The organism is Micromonospora sp. LOL_021, assembly GCF_048060215.1.
GTDB lineage: Bacteria > Actinomycetota > Actinomycetes > Mycobacteriales > Micromonosporaceae > Micromonospora_E.
In genome coordinates this window covers 1-15,822 of record NZ_JBHMIN010000086.1, presented here as the reverse complement: position 1 = coordinate 15,822, position 15,822 = coordinate 1, and the positions used below count along the sequence as shown (strand labels likewise).

The window sequence follows — 15,822 nt, the reverse complement described above, 5'->3', positions numbered from 1 at the left end:
ACTACGCGCAGTGGGAGACCCAGGCCGCCGAACTCGTCGCCCAGCACTGGAACAGCTGACCGCAGACACAGCGTCGAAGGGCCGGACCCCGCACCCGGGGTCCGGCCCTTCGACGTATGTCCCGGCCAGGTCAGCCGGACGCAGCCGCCGTCCGGTATCGGGCGGCTAGGTCGGCGGCGCCGACGGTGGTGAGCCGGCCGAACAGGCGCAGCCGGGCCATCCCGCCGTCGGGATGGATGTCCAGCCGGACGTGGCTGACCGGGCGGGGCCGGTCCAGCCGGAAACGGTGCCGGGTGTCCGGTTGCAACGGGGTCAACGGCAGCAGCTCCGGCCAGTCGGTGGAGTCAACGCCGGAGCCGCCGTCGAGGGCCGGATCGGTGCCGGTGAGGTCGGTGCCGAGCAGCCGGGCCGCCGCCGGGGCGTTGCCCTTGAAGTGGCTGGTGTCCAGCTCGACGAACTCGACGACGCCGACGGCACAGAGCCGGACCTGGACCCAGTCGTTGCCGTCGTCGCGGCGGCGGGCGGTCTCCCAGCCCTCGCCCATCGTACGGGCCGGCCCGGGTAGCAGCAGCTGCTGCGGGGATCCGTAAAACCGGTCGCTGCACGCCTCGACCCGGCTACCGTGCTCGACCGCGGCAAGGTCGAGCACCTCGGTCAGCAGATCCGGGTCGGGCACCGGCTCGCCGTACACCCGCAGCCGGGCGACCCCGCCGTCGGGAAAGATCGTCAACCGTACGTGGGTCTGCCGTGCCGGCACGTCGACCGGGACGACCAGCTGGCTGTCCCCGGCCAGCGCGGTGCGGGGCACCAGCGGGGTCCACCGCGCCGCGGCGAGTTCCTGCGGCCCGGGATAGCCGTCGAGTGAGCAACCGTCCACCGCCGCGTACGGCGGGTAGTTGCCGGTGAAATGCGCGGTGTCGATCAGCACGGCCCGGACCACGCCCGGGGCACCGAGCCGGACGACGGCGTGGTCCGCGCCGGGTTGGCGACGGCGGCGGGTTTCCCAACCGTCGTACACCTGGCCCTTCGCCCCGAAGGTGCCGGCGGCGAAGACCGGCGGGCGCGGGTCGACCAGGTTGTCGGCGGCGGCGAAGAACTCGTCGTTGGCGGCGACCACTCCCCCGCCGAGGGCGCGGGACGCCAGGTCGGGCAGTCGGGTCGGGTCGGATCCGTCCGGCGGACCGGGCGGTGGCGTGGATGCGTGACTACCTGTCAACGGTCCCCTCTCGCGACAGAAGGCGGCCGCGCGGCGCATCCGGGGTGACCGGTGCGCCGCGCAGCCAGGTGGCCCGGACGATGCCGGTCAGGCGTCGTCCGGCGTACGGGGTGATGGGATGGCGTTGCCGCAGCCGGGCGGGGTCGACGTGGTAGCTCGGCGCCGGGTCGAAGGCGACCAGATCGGCGTCGGCGCCGACGACGAGCCGGCCCTTGGTGGGCAGCCCCACCAGGTCGGCCGGCCCCTGGCACATCCACCGGACCACGTCACCGAGACCGAACCCGCGCCGACGGGCTTCGGTCCAGATTGCCGGCAGCCCCATCTGCACCGAGGCGATACCGCCCCAGGCGGCGGCGAAATCCCCGGTGTCGGGTGCCTTCAGCGCGGGCGGGCAGGGTGAATGGTCGGAGACCACGCAGGAGATGGTGCCGTCGGCCAGGGCTGCCCACAGCGCGTCCTGGTTGTCGCGTTGCCGGATCGGCGGACAGCACTTGAACTCGGTGGCCCCGTCCGGGATCTCCTCGGCGGCCAGGGTCAGGTAGTGCGGGCAGGTCTCGGCGCTGACCGGCACCCCGGCCCGCCGGGCAGCGGCCAGCACCGGCACCGCGCCGGCAGCGGACAGGTGCAGGATGTGCAGCCGGGCACCGACCCGGCGGGCGACGTCGATGGCGGCGGTGACCGCCTCGATCTCGGCCGCCGGCGGCCGGCTGGCGAGGAAGTCCCGGTAGCGGGTCGAGGAGGCGGCGGCCATGAGCTGGTCGGGTTGCTCGGCGTGCACCACGAACAGGGCGGGTACGGCCGCCAACGCGGCGGCGAGCTGACCGGTGTCCAGTGGGGGGAACTCCGGCACCCCGGAGTCGGCGAGGAACGCCTTGAACCCGAAGACCCCGGCGGCGTACAGGTCGGGCATCACCTGCTGGTTGCCGGGGACCGCGCCGCCCCAGAAGCCGACGTCGACATGGCACTGCCCGGCGGCGGCCCGCCGTTTGACGGCCAGCGCGGCCGGGTCGACGGTCGGCGGAAGGCTGTTCAACGGCATGTCGACGATGGTGGTGACGCCACCGGAGGCGGCGGCCAGGGTGGCGGTGGAGAATCCTTCCCACTCGGTACGGCCGGGTTCGTTGACGTGCACGTGGGTGTCGACGAGTCCGGGCAGCAGCGCGACGTTGCCGAGGTCGCTGTCGACCGTCGCCGGCACGTGTTCCCGGTAGTCGGCGACGGCGACGATCCGACCGTCGCCGACGGCGATTGCGGCCGGACGCTCACCGTCGGGCAGCACCGTGCGGCGAGACCGCAGTACCAGATCAACGGGCATGGTCGGTGGGCTCCTCACCGGACGCGGTCGGCAGGTGGGCGGTCGGCCCGGCATCGCGGTCGGCGGTCGGGGCGACCTCGGTGGCGCCCGGACCGGCCAGGGTGGTCAGTACCGTGCGGTCGAAGCCGGCGTCGGCCGGGTCGACAGCGCCGCAGTCCAGCCCGCGCAGCAGGAACCGGGCCAGCGCCCGGGCGGTCGCCGGCTCGTCGAGAACTCCGCCGGACCGGCGGGCGAGGTAGGCGTCGAGCCGCCGGACGGTTTGCTCCCGGCCGGCACGGTAGAAGGCGTAGGTCGCCGCGAACCGGGTCGGCAACTGGTGCGGGTGCAGGTCCCAGCCCTGGTAGAAGCCGCGTTCCAGGGATCTGCGGACCAGATCGGCGTGGCGCTGCCAGGCGGAGCGCACGGTCGCGGTGTCGCCGACCGGCAGGATGTTGGTGGAGCCGTCGCTGAGCGGTACACCGGTGCCGGCAGCGGCCACCTGCATGACGGCCTTCGCGTGGTCGGAACTTGGATGGTCCATACTCAGGTAATCGGCGGCGATGCCGCAGGCGGTTCCGTAGTCGTAGGTGCCGAAGTGGAGTCCGGCACACCGTCCGGCTGACTCACCGATCAGCCGGGCGACGGTCGCGGTGCCGTCGGGAGCGAGAATCGCCGCCGGAGTCTCGATCTGGATCTCGAACCGCAGCGCCCCGTCCACCAGCCCGTACGCCTGCTCGAGCCGGCCGCAGACGTCGACCATCGCGGCGACCTGGGCCGGGTGGCTCACCTTCGGCAGGGTGACCACGAAGCCGTCGGGCGGCCCAGCGCAGGCGTCCAGGAAAAGGTCGAGGCTGCGGACCGCCCGCCGCCTGGTGGCCGCCTCCAGACACTTGATCCGCACCCCGACGCGCGGTGGGCCCACACCGGCGGCCCGTGCCTCGGTCAACGCACGTGCCGCGGCCCGCAGGTCGGCGTCCTCGGTGGCGTCGTCGCGTACGCCGTACCCGTCCTCGACGTCGATGCGCAGGTCCTCGACCGGCTCGCGGGCCAGTTTGGCGCGTACCCGTCGGTCCAGCTCGACCGGGTACGGTGCCGGCGGGTGGGCGTCCAGCGCGGCCAACGCCGCCGCGCCCCAGGTCGGCACCAGGTCGGCGGTGACCCGGTCGGCGGGCACGTACACGGTGTGCACCGGCTGGCGCCCCGACGCCTCGCCCGGATAGCGGGCCCGCAGCGCGGCGTCGACGTCGGCGAGCCGGTCGTCCAACGCGGCGTACACCGCCGGGTCGAGCCGGGCCATCAGTCGATCAACCGGTACGCCGGCAGGGTCAGGAAGTCGACGTAGTCGGGACCAAGGGCGACCTCCTCGAACAACGCCCGGGCCTGCGGGAACCGACTCGCCGCCCAGTCCGGTTCGGTCAGCGCGGCGCGGATCGCGGCGAGTTCGGCGTCGCCGATGGCCCGGACCAGGTCGGCGGTCACCAGGGTGCCGTCGGGCAGCCGTACCCCGTTGCGGATCCACTGCCAGATCTGCGACCGGGAGATTTCGGCGGTGGCCGCGTCCTCCATCAGGTTGTCGATCGCCACCGCGCCGTTGCCGCGCAGCCAGGCCTCCAGGTAGCGCACCGCGACGGCGACGTTCGCGCGCAGCCCGGCCTCGGTCACGGCACCGCCGGTGGCGGCGACGTCCAGCAGTTGCGCGGCGGTGACCGACACGTCCGGGCGTTGCCGGTCGAGCTGGTTGGGCCGGTCGCCGAGGACCTCGTCGAACACCTCGCGGCAGGCCGGCACCAGGTCGGGGTGGGCGACCCAGGACCCGTCGAAGCCGTCGGCGGCCTCCCGACGTTTGTCGGCCCGGACCTGGTCGACGGCGCGGGCGGTGACGTCGGCGTCCCGCCGGTTGGGGATGAAGGCCGACATGCCGCCGATCGCCATCGCGCCGCGCCGGTGGCAGGTGGCGACCAGCAGTTCGGTGTAGGCGCGCATGAACGGCGCGGTCATCGTGACCGCCGCCCGGTCCGGCAGCACGAACCGCCCACCGGCGTCACGGAAGTTCTTGATGATGCTGAACAGGTAGTCCCACCGACCGGCGTTGAGTCCGGCGGCGTACGGGCCGAGTGCCCACAGGATCTCGTCCATCTCGAACGCGGCGGTGATCGTCTCGATCAGCACGGTGGCCCGGATGCTGCCGGCCGGCAGGCCGAGCGTCTGCTCGACATGGACGAACACGTCGTGCCACAGCGCGGCCTCCTCGTGGCTCTCCGTCTTGGCCAGGTAGAGGTAGGGGCCGCTGCCCCGGCGCAGCAGCTCGGCGGCGTTGTGGAACAGGTACAGGCCGGCGTCGACCAGCGCGCCGACGGCCGGCGCGTCGTCGATGACGAGGTGCCGCTCGTCGAGGTGCCAGCCACGGGGCCGGACCACGATCGTCGGGTACGGTCCGGGGCCGAGCCGGTAGGTCTTCGTCTCGGTCCGCAGCTCGATGGTGCGCCGCACGGCGTCGGCGAGGTTGCGTTGCCCGTCGATCACGTTCGCCCAGTGCGGGGTGTTCGCGTCCTCCAGGTCGGCCAGCCACACCCGGGCACCAGAGTTCAACGCGTTGACGGTCATCTTCCGGTCGGTGGGCCCGGTGATCTCCACCCGCCGGTCGGCCAGGTCGGGCGGGGGCGGCGGCACCGTCCAGCTGTCGGCCCGGACCGGCGCGGTGTCGGCGCGGAAGTCCAACCGGCCGGTGCGGGCGATGTCGGCCCGGCGGCGGCCGCGGGCGGCGAGCAGCTCGGTCCGCCGGCCGGCGAACCGGCGGTGCAGTCCGGTGAGGAAGGCCAGCGCGTCGCCGGTCAGCACGTCCCCGGTGGCGACCGACTGGCCGGCCGGGGCCGGAACGGTCGCGGCCGGTGGCAGCGGTTCGACCTGGCTGCGGGGTATCAAAGGTCACTCCTGTTCGACGGGGCCGGGGACATCAGGGTCCGGTGCGCACGGGCGGCCTGGCGAGCCAGGTCGGCGGCGTCGGCGGTACGCAGCTCGGCGCGTTCGACGACCGGCCGGCCGCCGACCAGCAGCAGCTCCACCGGGGCGGGCGGGCCGAGCACCAGCGCGGCGACCGGGTCGTCGATGCCGGCGTGGCCCAGCCCGTCGACCCGCCACAGCGCGACGTCGGCGAGCTTGCCCACCTCCAGCGAGCCGATCTCGGCTGCCCGGCCCAGGCAGCGCGCGCCGCCGATGGTGCCCAGCGCGAGGGCGTCGCGGGCGGTCAGCGCGGCAGGTCCGCCGCGCAGCCGGGCGGCGTACAGCGACTGGCGCAGCTCCGCACCGAGGTGGCCGACCTCCTGACTGGCGGCGCCGTCGACGCCCAGGCCGACCGGCACGCCGGCGGCGAGCAGATCGGTCACCCGGGCGGTGCCGGCCCCGAGCCGGGCGTTGGAGCTGGGACAGTGCGCGACGCCGGTGCCGGTGGCGCCGAGCCGGGCCACCGCCGCGTCGTCGAGGTGGACGCCGTGCGCCAGCCACACGTCGTCACCGAGCCAGCCGAGCTGTTCGGCGTACTGCACCGGGGTGCAGCCGTGCGTGGTCCGGCAGTACTCCTCCTCCTCGACGGTCTCGGCGAGGTGGGTGTGCAGTCGGACCCCCCGGCGGCGGGCCAGTTCGGCCGACTCGCGCATCAGCCGGGGGGTGACCGAGAACGGCGAGCAGGGGGCCACGGCGACCCGCAGCATCGAGTCCGGCGCCGGGTCGTGCCAACGGTCGATCGCCGCCTCGGTGGCGGCCAACGCGGCGTCCGTGTCCTCCACGGTGGAGTCCGGGGGCAGCCCACCGGCCGAGCGGCCGAGGTCCATCGAACCCCGGCAGGGATGAAACCGCAGCCCGATCCGGCGCGCGGCGGCGATCTCGGCGGCGAACAGGTCACCGCCGTCGCGGGGAAAGACGTAGTGGTGGTCGGTGCTGGTGGTGCAGCCGGACAGCGCCAGCCAGCCGAGGTTGGCCGCGGCGGCGGCGTGCACCGTGCCAGCGTCCATCCGCGACCAGACCGGGTAGAGGGTGGTCAGCCAGCCGAACAGGTTCTGCTGCTGGGCCAGGCCACGGGTGGCCCACTGGTAGAGGTGGTGGTGGGTGTTGACCAGGCCGGGGGTGGCCAGGCAGCCGGTGCCGTCGATCCGGCGTACCCGGTGCCGGTCCCCGCCGGTGAGCGTGTCGAGCAGACCGGCGGGCACGTCACCGGGGCCGACGGCGGCGATCCGGCCGTCGTCGCCGACGACGAGATGCCCGTCTCGGTGCTCGGTGCCGGCGGCGTCGACCGTGGCGACGGCGGCGCCGGTGACGACGATCACCACTGCCCCAGCTCCGGCGGCGCGTCGTCGCGGGTGACGGTGCCCTCGATCAGTCCGTACGGCCGGTCGGCGGCGACGAAGACGCTGTTCGGGTTGTCCAGGTCGAACGGGCTCAGGTCGACCAGCAGGTGGTGCTTGTTCGGCAGGGCCAGCCGCACCTCCACCACGTCGGGCCGGTCGGTCAGCACCCGCTCACCCATCGCGTACAGGGTCTGCTGCAGGGACCGGCTGTAGGTGCCGACGAACGCGTCGACCAGCGCCTGGCGTACCGCCGCGTGGGCGGCGTCGAAGCCGCCGGGCGGCGCGGTGCCGGCGTAGCGCCACCGGGCGTCCACGGCGGTGGCGAGGATCCGGTCGTCGGTCTCCGGCAGGGTGGTGTACGGGTCGACGACGTAGCCCCGGAATTCCGAGTCGGTGGAGTTGAGCAGGACCAGGTCGGACAGGCCGGCGATCACCTCCGCCCGGTCGCCGTCGTAGCGGACCGTGGCGGTACGGGTGGAGCCGCCGTCGCGTTCGAACGAGTGCGGACCGAGCCGTCGCCAGTCGTACTGTTCGATGTCGACCCGGGCCCGGCTGATGCCTGGCTGGCTGTCCACGAAGTGCCGGGCCAGCAGCAGGCCGAACTCCTCGGCGCTGGCGATGCCGTGGCGACGGGCGAACGCGTACACCGTGTTCTTCTGCGTGTCGGTCGGCAGCACCTGACTGTTGTCGCCGGTCAGGTGGGTGGCGGCGAGGTCACCGGCGAGCGCGACGGAGACGTTGAGGTCGCGCAGGGTGTGCCGGTCGCCGTCGCGGTCCACCCGGACCACCCGGGTCTGCGCCTTGCCGTACCGGTTCGGCCCCAGAACGATTCCCATCCGGTCAGCTCCCTCGATAGGTGGTGTAGCCGTACGGGCTCAGCAGCAGCGGTACGTGGTGGTGGCGGGCGGCGTCGCGGACGGTGAACACCACCGGGATCTCGGTGTAGAAGGCGTCCACCCCGAGCCGGTCGGCCACGTCGAACGCCAGCCGGTAGGTGCCGGCGGCCCAGCCGGCGCCCGGCGCCCAGTCCCGCAGCCGGCCGTCGGCGTCGGTGTGTCCGGTGGCGACGGTGCGCCAGCCGCCCCCCGGGTCGGCGGCGTCGAGCCGTACGGCGATGCCGGCCGCCGGGGTGCCGGTGGTGGTGTCCAGCACGTGACTGGACAGCGGCGCCGGCGCGGCCATGTCGTCGACCAGCCGGCCCAGGCGCAGCGCGGCGATGTCGCCGAGCTCGGTGCGGACCACGCCCTGCTCGGTGTCCGGGTCGTGGTGCAGCCGCTGCCGGGCGGCGGCCACCAGTTCCGCGGCGCCACGACCGTTGGCGAAGATCAGGAAGCGGTACCCGAACCGCTGCTCGTAGGCGTCGTTGACCTCAGCCAGTTCGGTCGCGACGCCGGGGCCGGAAGCGACGGTGCCGGCGGCGGAAGCGGCCGTGCCGGAAGCGGCCGTCGCCGCCGCCTGCTCGCGACGGGACCACTCGGCGTCCCGGCCGGTGCCGGTGGGCGGCCGCCCGATCCGCGGGTGGGCGGCGACCGCGCCGACCACCTCCGGCCAGGGCAACGCCCCGATCCGTGCCCGCGCGGCGGCGGTCAACTCCGCCCGGTCGGCGTACGGCCGGCCGGCCGCCACCGCGGCGGCCCAGCCGGGCGCGGCGCAGCAACTGAGCAGCAGTTCCCGCACATGATCGGCGGGCAACGTGTTGAACACGTCGAGTCCGCGGTCCAATCCGGTCCCCCTTTCGCTGGGCAGCAGCAGTCAAGCAGTTGCGGCGAGCCGGCCGGTAGCGGCGCAGGGACCAAAGACGAAACATCGTCACCGTACGGTTTTGGAGGTTCATCCAATCACCGTGACCGGAGGCGACCCCTGTGCTGCTGGCCGACGTGCTCGACAAGGCCCATCTGAAGCTGGTGCCGCTGACCGGCGACGACGGTCGGGACCGCACCGTCGGCCGGGTCAACGTCATCGACCTGCCCGACCCGGGCCGCTACGTGGCCACCGCAGACCTGGTGCTCACCGGCCTCATGTGGCACCGGGGGCCGGCCGATTCCGAGGTCTTCGTCGCGGCGCTGGCCGCCGCCGGGGTGACCGCGCTGGGCGCGGGTGAGGCGCTGCACGGCAGCGTGCCCCGCGATCTGGTCGCCGCCTGCCGCCGGCACCGGCTACCGCTGTTCGAGGTGCCCGCCGACGTGTCGTTCCGCGACATCATCGACGACGTTCACCCGACCCTGTGGGCGCAGCGGGCCAGCTCGCTGGCGGCGGTGCTGGGCCGGCAGCGCGGACTGGTCGCCGCGATGGCCGCCGGCGCCCGGCTGACCGATCTGCTGCCGACCGTCGCCGCGGCGATCGACACCGACTGCTGGACGTTGACCACCAGCGGCCGGGTGGTGGCCGGCACGGCCGAGCTGGCCGATCCGGTCGCCGAGGCGCTGAGCCGCGCCTTCCTGACCGCGCAGCGGCTGCCCGCGACCGTGACGGTCGACGGCGAGCAGTTCTCCGTGTTCGGGGTGCCCGGCCGGGCCGAGCACCGGCTGGCGGCCTGGTTGGTGGCCTGCCGGGGCGCGCTCGACGCGCTGCCCGGCACCGTCGACGAGCTGACCAGCGTGGTGGCGCTGGAACGGGCTCACCTGGACGAGGCCGCCCGGGTGGAGGCGCGGTTGGCCGGCCAGCTGCGGACGGCGCTGCGGACGCCGGGGGACCTCGCCGGGCTGCGGGCCGCGCTGCTGGCCGCCCGGCTCGACCCGGACGCCACGTTCGTCGCGGTCGCCGCCACGCTGGACGGGATGCGCGCGCCGGCGACGCTGACCGTCGCCGTGGTCGACGAGTTCCTCGACCGGCTGGCGCCCGACCGGGCGGTAACCGTACTCGAACCCGACCTGCCCTCGGGGGCGCTCGCCGTGCTGGCGCTGCCTCCGCAGGACGCCGGCACCATAGGTTCGGCGCTGGTCGCCGCCGCCGACCGGATGGCGCCGGGGCTGCGCGGCGGCCGGCTCATCCTGGGCGTCTCCGACGCCGGCGTGGGCGCCGTCGGGCTGGGCGGGGCGGTCGAGGAGGCGCTGCACGCGCACCGGTCCGCCACCGGCACCGCGACCGGCCCGGTCAGTGTGGTGGCCGCCGGTGACCTGGCGTCGCATTCGCTGCTGCTGGCCGGGGTGCCGGCCGGCACCCGGCAGGGGTTCCGCAGCCGGCTGCTCGGGCCGGTCGAGGAGTACGACCGGGCGCACCATGCCGACCTGCTGCGTACGCTGTCGGCTTTTCTCGACTGTGACGGATCGTGGAGCCGCTGCGCGCAACGGCTACATGTGCACGTCAACACGTTGCGGTACCGGATCGGCCGGATAGAGCAGTTGACCGGCCGGGACCTCGGCCGGTTCGAGGACCGGGTGGACTTCTTCCTGGCGTTGCGGCTCACCGCCGGCTGACCCGTGCGCCGCAGGCCCGTGCTGCGCCGGGTGGATCGAGCCCTGGCCGGCGGTCAACCGTCCGCCGTCGCGGCCGGTGCGGGCCGCGACGATCTCGGCGGCGATACTGACCGCGGTCTCCTCCGGGGTCACCGCCCCCAGGTCCAGCCCGATCGGTGCGGACAGCCGGGTCAACGCGGCCGGCGGCACCCCGACGGCACGCAGCCGGGCCGCCCGGTCGGCGGCGCTGCGCCGGGATCCCATCGCCCCGATGTAGGCCAGCGGCAGGTTGAGCGCGGTCCGCAGCAGCGGTACGTCGAACTTCGGGTCGTGGGTGAGTACGCAGAGCACCGTACGCGGGTCGACCCGACCGGCGGCGGCCTCGGCGCCCAGGTAGCGGTGCGGCCAGTCGACGACCACGTCGTCGGCGTCCGGGAACCGCTGCCGGGTGGTGAAGACCGCGCGGGCGTCGCAGACCGTCACCCGGTAGCCGAGGAACCGGCCCTGCCGGGCGAGCGCGGCGGTGAAGTCGGTCGCCCCGCAGATGATCATCCGGGGCGGTGGCAGAATGCCGAGGACCAGCAGGGTGGTGCCGGCGGCGGGCTGGACGAGCGTGGTCCGCCCGGTGTCCAGGGCCGGGCGGGCGACCCGGACGGCCGTCGCGTCCAGGGTCGGCCCGCCGAGCGAACCCCATTGACCATCGGCGTCGACGAGCAGCCAGCGGCCCTGGCTGGCCGGCGGCCCGGTCAGGCAGGTGACCACCGCGACCGGGCGGGCGGTCCGGGTCGCCGCGTGCAGCCGGTCCAGCTGCGGCACGCTGTCGCGGTCCACCCGCTGCACGTACACCTCGATGGTGCCGCCGCAGGTCAGACCGGGCTCGAAGAGCTCGTCGCCGGTGTCGCCGAAGCGCGCCAGCCGCCCCTCGCCGGTCTCCAGCACGGTACGGCACAGCTGGTAGATGGCGGCCTCGACGCAGCCGGCCGAGACGCTTCCGGTGACCGTACCGTCCGGGGCCACGAGCATGCTGGTGCCCGGTGGCCGGGGTGCGCTACCGGCGGTGGCGGTCACCGTCGCGACGGCCACCTGCTCACCGGCGTACCACCAGCGCATCGCCTCGTCGAGGACCGGCCCGATCATCCGGTCGCCACCGTCCGGGCCGATGCACCGCCGGACCCGCCGCCCTCGATGAGCCGGTCGAGGTCGGCGAACCGATCGAGGTCGCCGGGCCGGTCCAGGTCGGTCGGGTCGGCCACGTCGCCGCACGGCACCAGACGCAGCTGGTCGGGGTGGGCCCGCAGATAGTCGCGGGCGCCGGTGTCACCGGTCGCCGACGCCGCCACCGCCGTCCAGTGTGCCCGACCAAGCACCACGGGATGCCCCGGCCGCCCGTCGACGTAGCTGGCCGCGGCCAGCGTCCGCCGATCGGCGCCGGCCGCCACCCGGCGGACCGCCGCTGGACCGATCCCCGGCACGTCGACCAGCAGGACGGCCGCGGCGTCCGCCGGGCTGGTGCCCACCGCCGCCAGGCCGACCCGCAACGACGAGCCCATCCCGCTGGCCCAGTCCGGGTTGACCGCCGGCACGGCACCGGCCAGGTCGGCACTCGCCCGCACCGCGTCGGCCGCCGCGCCGAGCACCACGATCACCGGCCGGCAGCCGGCCGAGCGCAGCGTCTCGACGGCCCGGGACACCAACACGGTCCCGTTGAGACGGACCAGCGCCTTGGGCCGACCGTAGCGGTGGCCGGCGCCGGCGGCGAGGACGATTCCGGCAAGCACCCGTCAACGATGGGCAGCGGCTGATCACCCGGTCAAGGCGCCCGGGTACGCCTTGTAGCTTCGTCCAACCACCCGGCTGATCGGCGGGTCGGGATTGTGTTTCGCCGTCATTGTCCGGGCCGACGGCGGCGACGGACGATGCGGACCGTGGATCTGCATACCGTCTCCGACGTGATCGACGCCGACGCCGACGCCTGGCGCCCCGGTGACCGCTGGCTCGCCGGCGGCAGCTACCTGTTCTCGCAACCTCAGCCCGGGGTGCGCCGGCTGCGTGACCTGACCCGGCTGCGCTGGCCGTCGATCCGGATCGATTACGACGGGCTGGAGATCGCCGCTACCTGCACCGTCGCCGAGCTCGCCCGGTTCGCCCCGCCGCCCGGCTGGAATCGGGTGACGGCGCTGGTCGCCGGCTGCTGCGACGCGTTCCTCGCCTCCCGCAAGATCTGGAACGTGGCAACCGTCGGCGGCAACATCTGTGCGGCGCTGCCGGCCGGTCCGATGACGTCGCTGGCGGTGGCGACCCGGGCCGAGTACCTGCTCACCGACCTGACCGGCGGGCAGCGCCGGGTGCCCGCCGACGGATTCATCCGCGACGTCGGTGCAACAGTGCTCGACACCGGCGAGTACCTGCGCGGCGTCCGGCTGCCGGCAGCCGCCGCTCGAGCCCGGTACGCGATGCGCCGGGCGTCGCTGTTCCGGCACGGCCGGTCGGCGGCGCTGGTCATCGGCTCGGTCGACCAGGACACCGGCGGGTGGACGATGTCGGTGACCGCAGCCACCCGCCGCCCGGTGGTGCTGTCGCTGCCGGCCGCACCGACCGGGCCCGAACTGCTGGACCGGGTCGACGCCGGATGCGCCGCCGCCGGCTGGGTCGACGACGTGCACGGTCTGCCGCGCTGGCGGCGGCACCGCACGCTGCGGATGGCCGACCAGGTCCGGGCCGAACTGGCCGCGGCCGGCACCGACGGCGAGGACGGCCGGTGAGCGTCGTGGTGAACGGCACCGCCGCCGCCGGGGAACCCGCCGCCGGCCAGTGCCTGCGCACGTTCCTGCGCGACCAGGGCTGGTACGGCGTGAAGAAGGGCTGCGACGCCGGGGACTGCGGGGCGTGCACCGTACACGTCGACGGAGTCCCGGTACACAGCTGTGTCTACCCGGCGGTACGGGCCGAGGGCCGGTCGGTGACCACCGTCGAAGGACTGGCCGACGGCGACACGCTGCACCCGGTGCAGCAGCGGTTCCTCGACGCGCAGGGATTCCAGTGCGGGTTCTGCACGGCCGGACTGGTGATGACGGTCGCCGCCCTCGACGACGACCAGCACGCTGACCTGCCGCGCGCGTTGAAGGGCAACCTGTGCCGGTGCACCGGCTATCGGGCGATCCGCGACGCGCTCGACGGGGTGCGGCACGTGACCGGCACCGCAGACGGCGGCCCTGGCTGCCCGGCGGTCGGCGGCAACGTGGCCGCCCCGGCCGCCCGGCAGATCGTCACCGGCACCGCCCGGTTCACCTTCGACGTCGATGTTCCCGGGCTGGCCCACCTGAAGTTGGTCCGCTCGACGGTGCCGCACGCCCGGATCGTCGATGTCGACACCGACGACGCGGTGCGGGTACCCGGGGTCCTGGCGGTACTCACCCACCACGACTGCCCCGACCTGCGGTACTCCACCGCCCAGCACGAGAACCCGCGCGAGGACCCGGCCGACACCCGGCTCCTTGACGACGTGGTCCGCTTCGTCGGGCAGCGGGTGGCGGCGGTGGTCGCCGAGACCGAGGCGGCCGCCGAGACGGCCGCCAACCTGGTCCGGGTCAGCTACCAGCCGCTGCCGGCGGTGTTCGACCCGGCGGCGGCGATGCTCCCGGGCGCGCCTGTCCTGCACGACGTGGATCCGGCGGTCAGCGGCATCGCCCGGCCGGCGGACAACGTGGCCGGTGAGGTGCACGGTGAGATCGGCGACGTCGACCGGGCGCTGGCCGACGCCGACGAGGTCTACACAGCGACGTTTCGCACCCAGCGGGTGCAGCACGCTCACCTGGAGACGCACGGGGCGATCGCCTGGCCGGAGCCGGACGGCGGGCTGACCGTGCGGTCCAGCACCCAGACGCCGTACCTGACCCGACGGGCGCTGGCCCGGCTGTTCGGCCTGCCAACCGAGAAGGTCCGGGTGGTCGCCGGCCGGGTCGGCGGCGGGTTCGGCGGCAAGCAGGAGATGCTCGTCGAGGACGTGGCGGCGCTGGCCGCGCTGCGCACCGGACGACCGGTGAAACTGGAGTTCACCAGGGCCGAACAGTTCACTGCGGCGACCACCCGGCATCCGTTCGACACCCGGGTGACGGTGGCGGGGCGCCGCGACGGGACGCTGACCGCGATCCGGCTGCACGTGGTCGCGGACACCGGCGCGTACGGCAACCACGGCCCGGCGGTGCTGGCGCACGGCTGCAGCGAGTCGGTGGCCCTCTACCGGTGCCCGAACAAGCAGGTCGACGGTTGGTCGGTCTACACCAACACGGTGCCGGCCGGCGCGTTCCGCGGCTACGGACTGGGTCAGGTGTCGTTCGCGGTGGAGTCCGCCGTGGACGAGCTGGCCCGCCGGCTCGGGTTCGACCCGGTCGCGTTCCGGGCCCGTAACGTGATCGGCCCGCAGGATCCGCTGGTCACCCCGGTCGGGCACGACGACACCGTACGGGTGCACAGCTACGGTCTGGACCAGTGCCTGGAGCTGATTCAGCGGGCCCGGGACGAGACCCGGCGGGAGGACGCCGCAGCCGGCTGGCTGGTCGGCGACGGCCTGGCGGTGGCGATGATCGCCACCGGACCACCGGGCGGTCACCACGGCCGGGCCCGAGTCACCCTCGACGCCGACGGCGGCTACCAGCTGGACATCGGGATGGCCGAGTTCGGCAACGGTTCGACCACCGTGCACCGGCAGTTGGTCGCCGACGCGCTGGCCACCACCGTGGACCGGATCCGGATCCGGCAGTCGGACACCGCCCTGGTCGATCACGACACGGGTGCGTTCGCCTCGACCGGCACCGTGGTGGCCGGCACCGCCGCCCAGCGCGCCGCGCTCGCGCTGCGAGACGTGCTGGTCGACGCCGCCGCGCAGGCGACCGGCGTCGACCGGCGGGAATGCCGGGTGGACGCGACGACGGTGCGGTGCGCCGGCCGGCGGATCGATCTGGTCGACCTGGCCCGGGCCGCGTCGACGGCCGGCCGGCCGCTCACCGCCGAGGGGCACGCCGACGGGGCTCACCGCTCGGTGGCCTTCGACGCCCACTGGTTCCGGGTAGCGGTCGACCCGGACAGCGGGGAGATCCGGATCCTGCGCAGCGTGCACAGCGCGGACGCCGGCACGGTGCTCAACCCGATGCAGTGCCGGGGGCAGGTGGAGGGTGGGGTGGCGCAGGCTCTCGGTGCCGCCCTCACCGAACACGTGGACATCGACGACCGCGGTCGGGTGGTGACCGACGACTTCCGCAGCTACCACCTGCCGACCTATGCCGACGTGCCGCTCACCGAGGTGCTGTTCGCCCGGACCAGCGACCCGCTCGGGCCGGCGGGCGCGAAGTCGATGAGCGAGAGCCCGTTCAATCCGGTGGCCGCCGCACTGGCGAACGCGCTGCGGGACGCGACCGGAGTCCGCTTCACCGATCTGCCGTTCACCTCCGACCGGGTGTGGGACCGGCTGCGGCACAGCCCGGCCGGCGGCCAGTAACGACTAAAGGAAGAAAGTTTCTCATGGTGGCTGTTTCGTTGGCGGAGATCGTTCGGGCGCCGAAGGTGCTGCTGCATGACCAT

At 74.2% G+C, this 15,822-nt stretch carries 11 protein-coding genes and 1 pseudogene; 3 read left to right on the top strand and 9 right to left on the bottom strand.

From position 1 onward, the window contains the following. Positions 1 to 130: 130 nt before the first annotated feature. From alc to uraD, 7 genes are all read right to left on the bottom strand, one after another. Positions 131 to 1,216, bottom strand: a complete 1,086-nt coding sequence (gene alc, locus ACFHWT_RS30265) for an allantoicase (RefSeq protein ID WP_416598063.1) — start codon at positions 1,214 to 1,216, stop codon at positions 131 to 133. Then, positions 1,206 to 2,531 (bottom strand): allantoinase AllB, encoded by a 1,326-nt coding sequence (allB, locus tag ACFHWT_RS30260; protein ID WP_416598062.1) that lies wholly within the window; start codon positions 2,529 to 2,531, stop codon positions 1,206 to 1,208. Before allB ends, alc begins: the two co-directional genes overlap by 11 nt. Further along, entirely contained in the window at positions 2,521 to 3,807 is a 1,287-nt protein-coding gene (locus ACFHWT_RS30255) for a DUF6986 family protein (RefSeq protein WP_416598061.1), read from the bottom strand. The genes allB and ACFHWT_RS30255 overlap by 11 nt, the downstream gene beginning before the upstream one ends. Beyond that, entirely contained in the window at positions 3,807 to 5,348 is a 1,542-nt protein-coding gene (gene aceB, locus ACFHWT_RS30250; protein WP_416598064.1) for a malate synthase A, read from the bottom strand. Before aceB ends, ACFHWT_RS30255 begins: the two co-directional genes overlap by 1 nt. A gap of 80 nt (positions 5,349 to 5,428) precedes the next feature. Beyond that, positions 5,429 to 6,829, bottom strand: coding sequence for an 8-oxoguanine deaminase (locus ACFHWT_RS30245; protein ID WP_416598060.1), 1,401 nt, complete (start codon positions 6,827 to 6,829; stop codon positions 5,429 to 5,431). Beyond that, positions 6,826 to 7,686: a factor-independent urate hydroxylase gene (pucL, locus tag ACFHWT_RS30240; RefSeq protein ID WP_416598059.1), complete on the bottom strand. Its 861-nt coding sequence runs from the start codon at positions 7,684 to 7,686 to the stop codon at positions 6,826 to 6,828. Before pucL ends, ACFHWT_RS30245 begins: the two co-directional genes overlap by 4 nt. Before the next feature lie 4 nt (positions 7,687 to 7,690). Beyond that, a complete protein-coding gene (uraD, locus tag ACFHWT_RS30235; RefSeq protein ID WP_416598058.1) occupies positions 7,691 to 8,572 on the bottom strand; it encodes a 2-oxo-4-hydroxy-4-carboxy-5-ureidoimidazoline decarboxylase in 882 nt (293 codons plus the stop codon). A gap of 140 nt (positions 8,573 to 8,712) precedes the next feature. On the opposite strand from uraD, the pseudogene ACFHWT_RS30230 reads away from it, so the two are divergent. Next, positions 8,713 to 10,194, top strand: a pseudogene (locus ACFHWT_RS30230) (PucR family transcriptional regulator); the annotation flags it as partial. Here ACFHWT_RS30230 and ACFHWT_RS30225 read toward each other — a convergent pair. Both ACFHWT_RS30225 and ACFHWT_RS30220 read right to left on the bottom strand, forming a co-directional pair. Beyond that, positions 10,141 to 11,382, bottom strand: coding sequence for an XdhC family protein (locus tag ACFHWT_RS30225; protein ID WP_416598057.1), 1,242 nt, complete (start codon positions 11,380 to 11,382; stop codon positions 10,141 to 10,143). The pseudogene ACFHWT_RS30230 and the gene ACFHWT_RS30225 sit on opposite strands and share 54 nt — an antisense overlap. Next, complete coding sequence (locus tag ACFHWT_RS30220; RefSeq protein WP_416598056.1) at positions 11,379 to 12,023, bottom strand: nucleotidyltransferase family protein; 645 nt, start codon at positions 12,021 to 12,023, stop codon at positions 11,379 to 11,381. The genes ACFHWT_RS30225 and ACFHWT_RS30220 overlap by 4 nt, the downstream gene beginning before the upstream one ends. 138 nt (positions 12,024 to 12,161) lie before the next feature. Between ACFHWT_RS30220 and ACFHWT_RS30215 the strand changes: the two genes are divergently transcribed. After that, the gene (locus ACFHWT_RS30215; RefSeq protein ID WP_416598055.1) at positions 12,162 to 13,007 is read left to right on the top strand and encodes an FAD binding domain-containing protein; all 846 of its coding nucleotides are present in this window, start codon (positions 12,162 to 12,164) and stop codon (positions 13,005 to 13,007) included. Next, a complete protein-coding gene (locus ACFHWT_RS30210; RefSeq protein ID WP_416598054.1) occupies positions 13,004 to 15,739 on the top strand; it encodes a molybdopterin-dependent oxidoreductase in 2,736 nt (911 codons plus the stop codon). Before ACFHWT_RS30215 ends, ACFHWT_RS30210 begins: the two co-directional genes overlap by 4 nt. Positions 15,740 to 15,822: the final 83 nt, after the last annotated feature.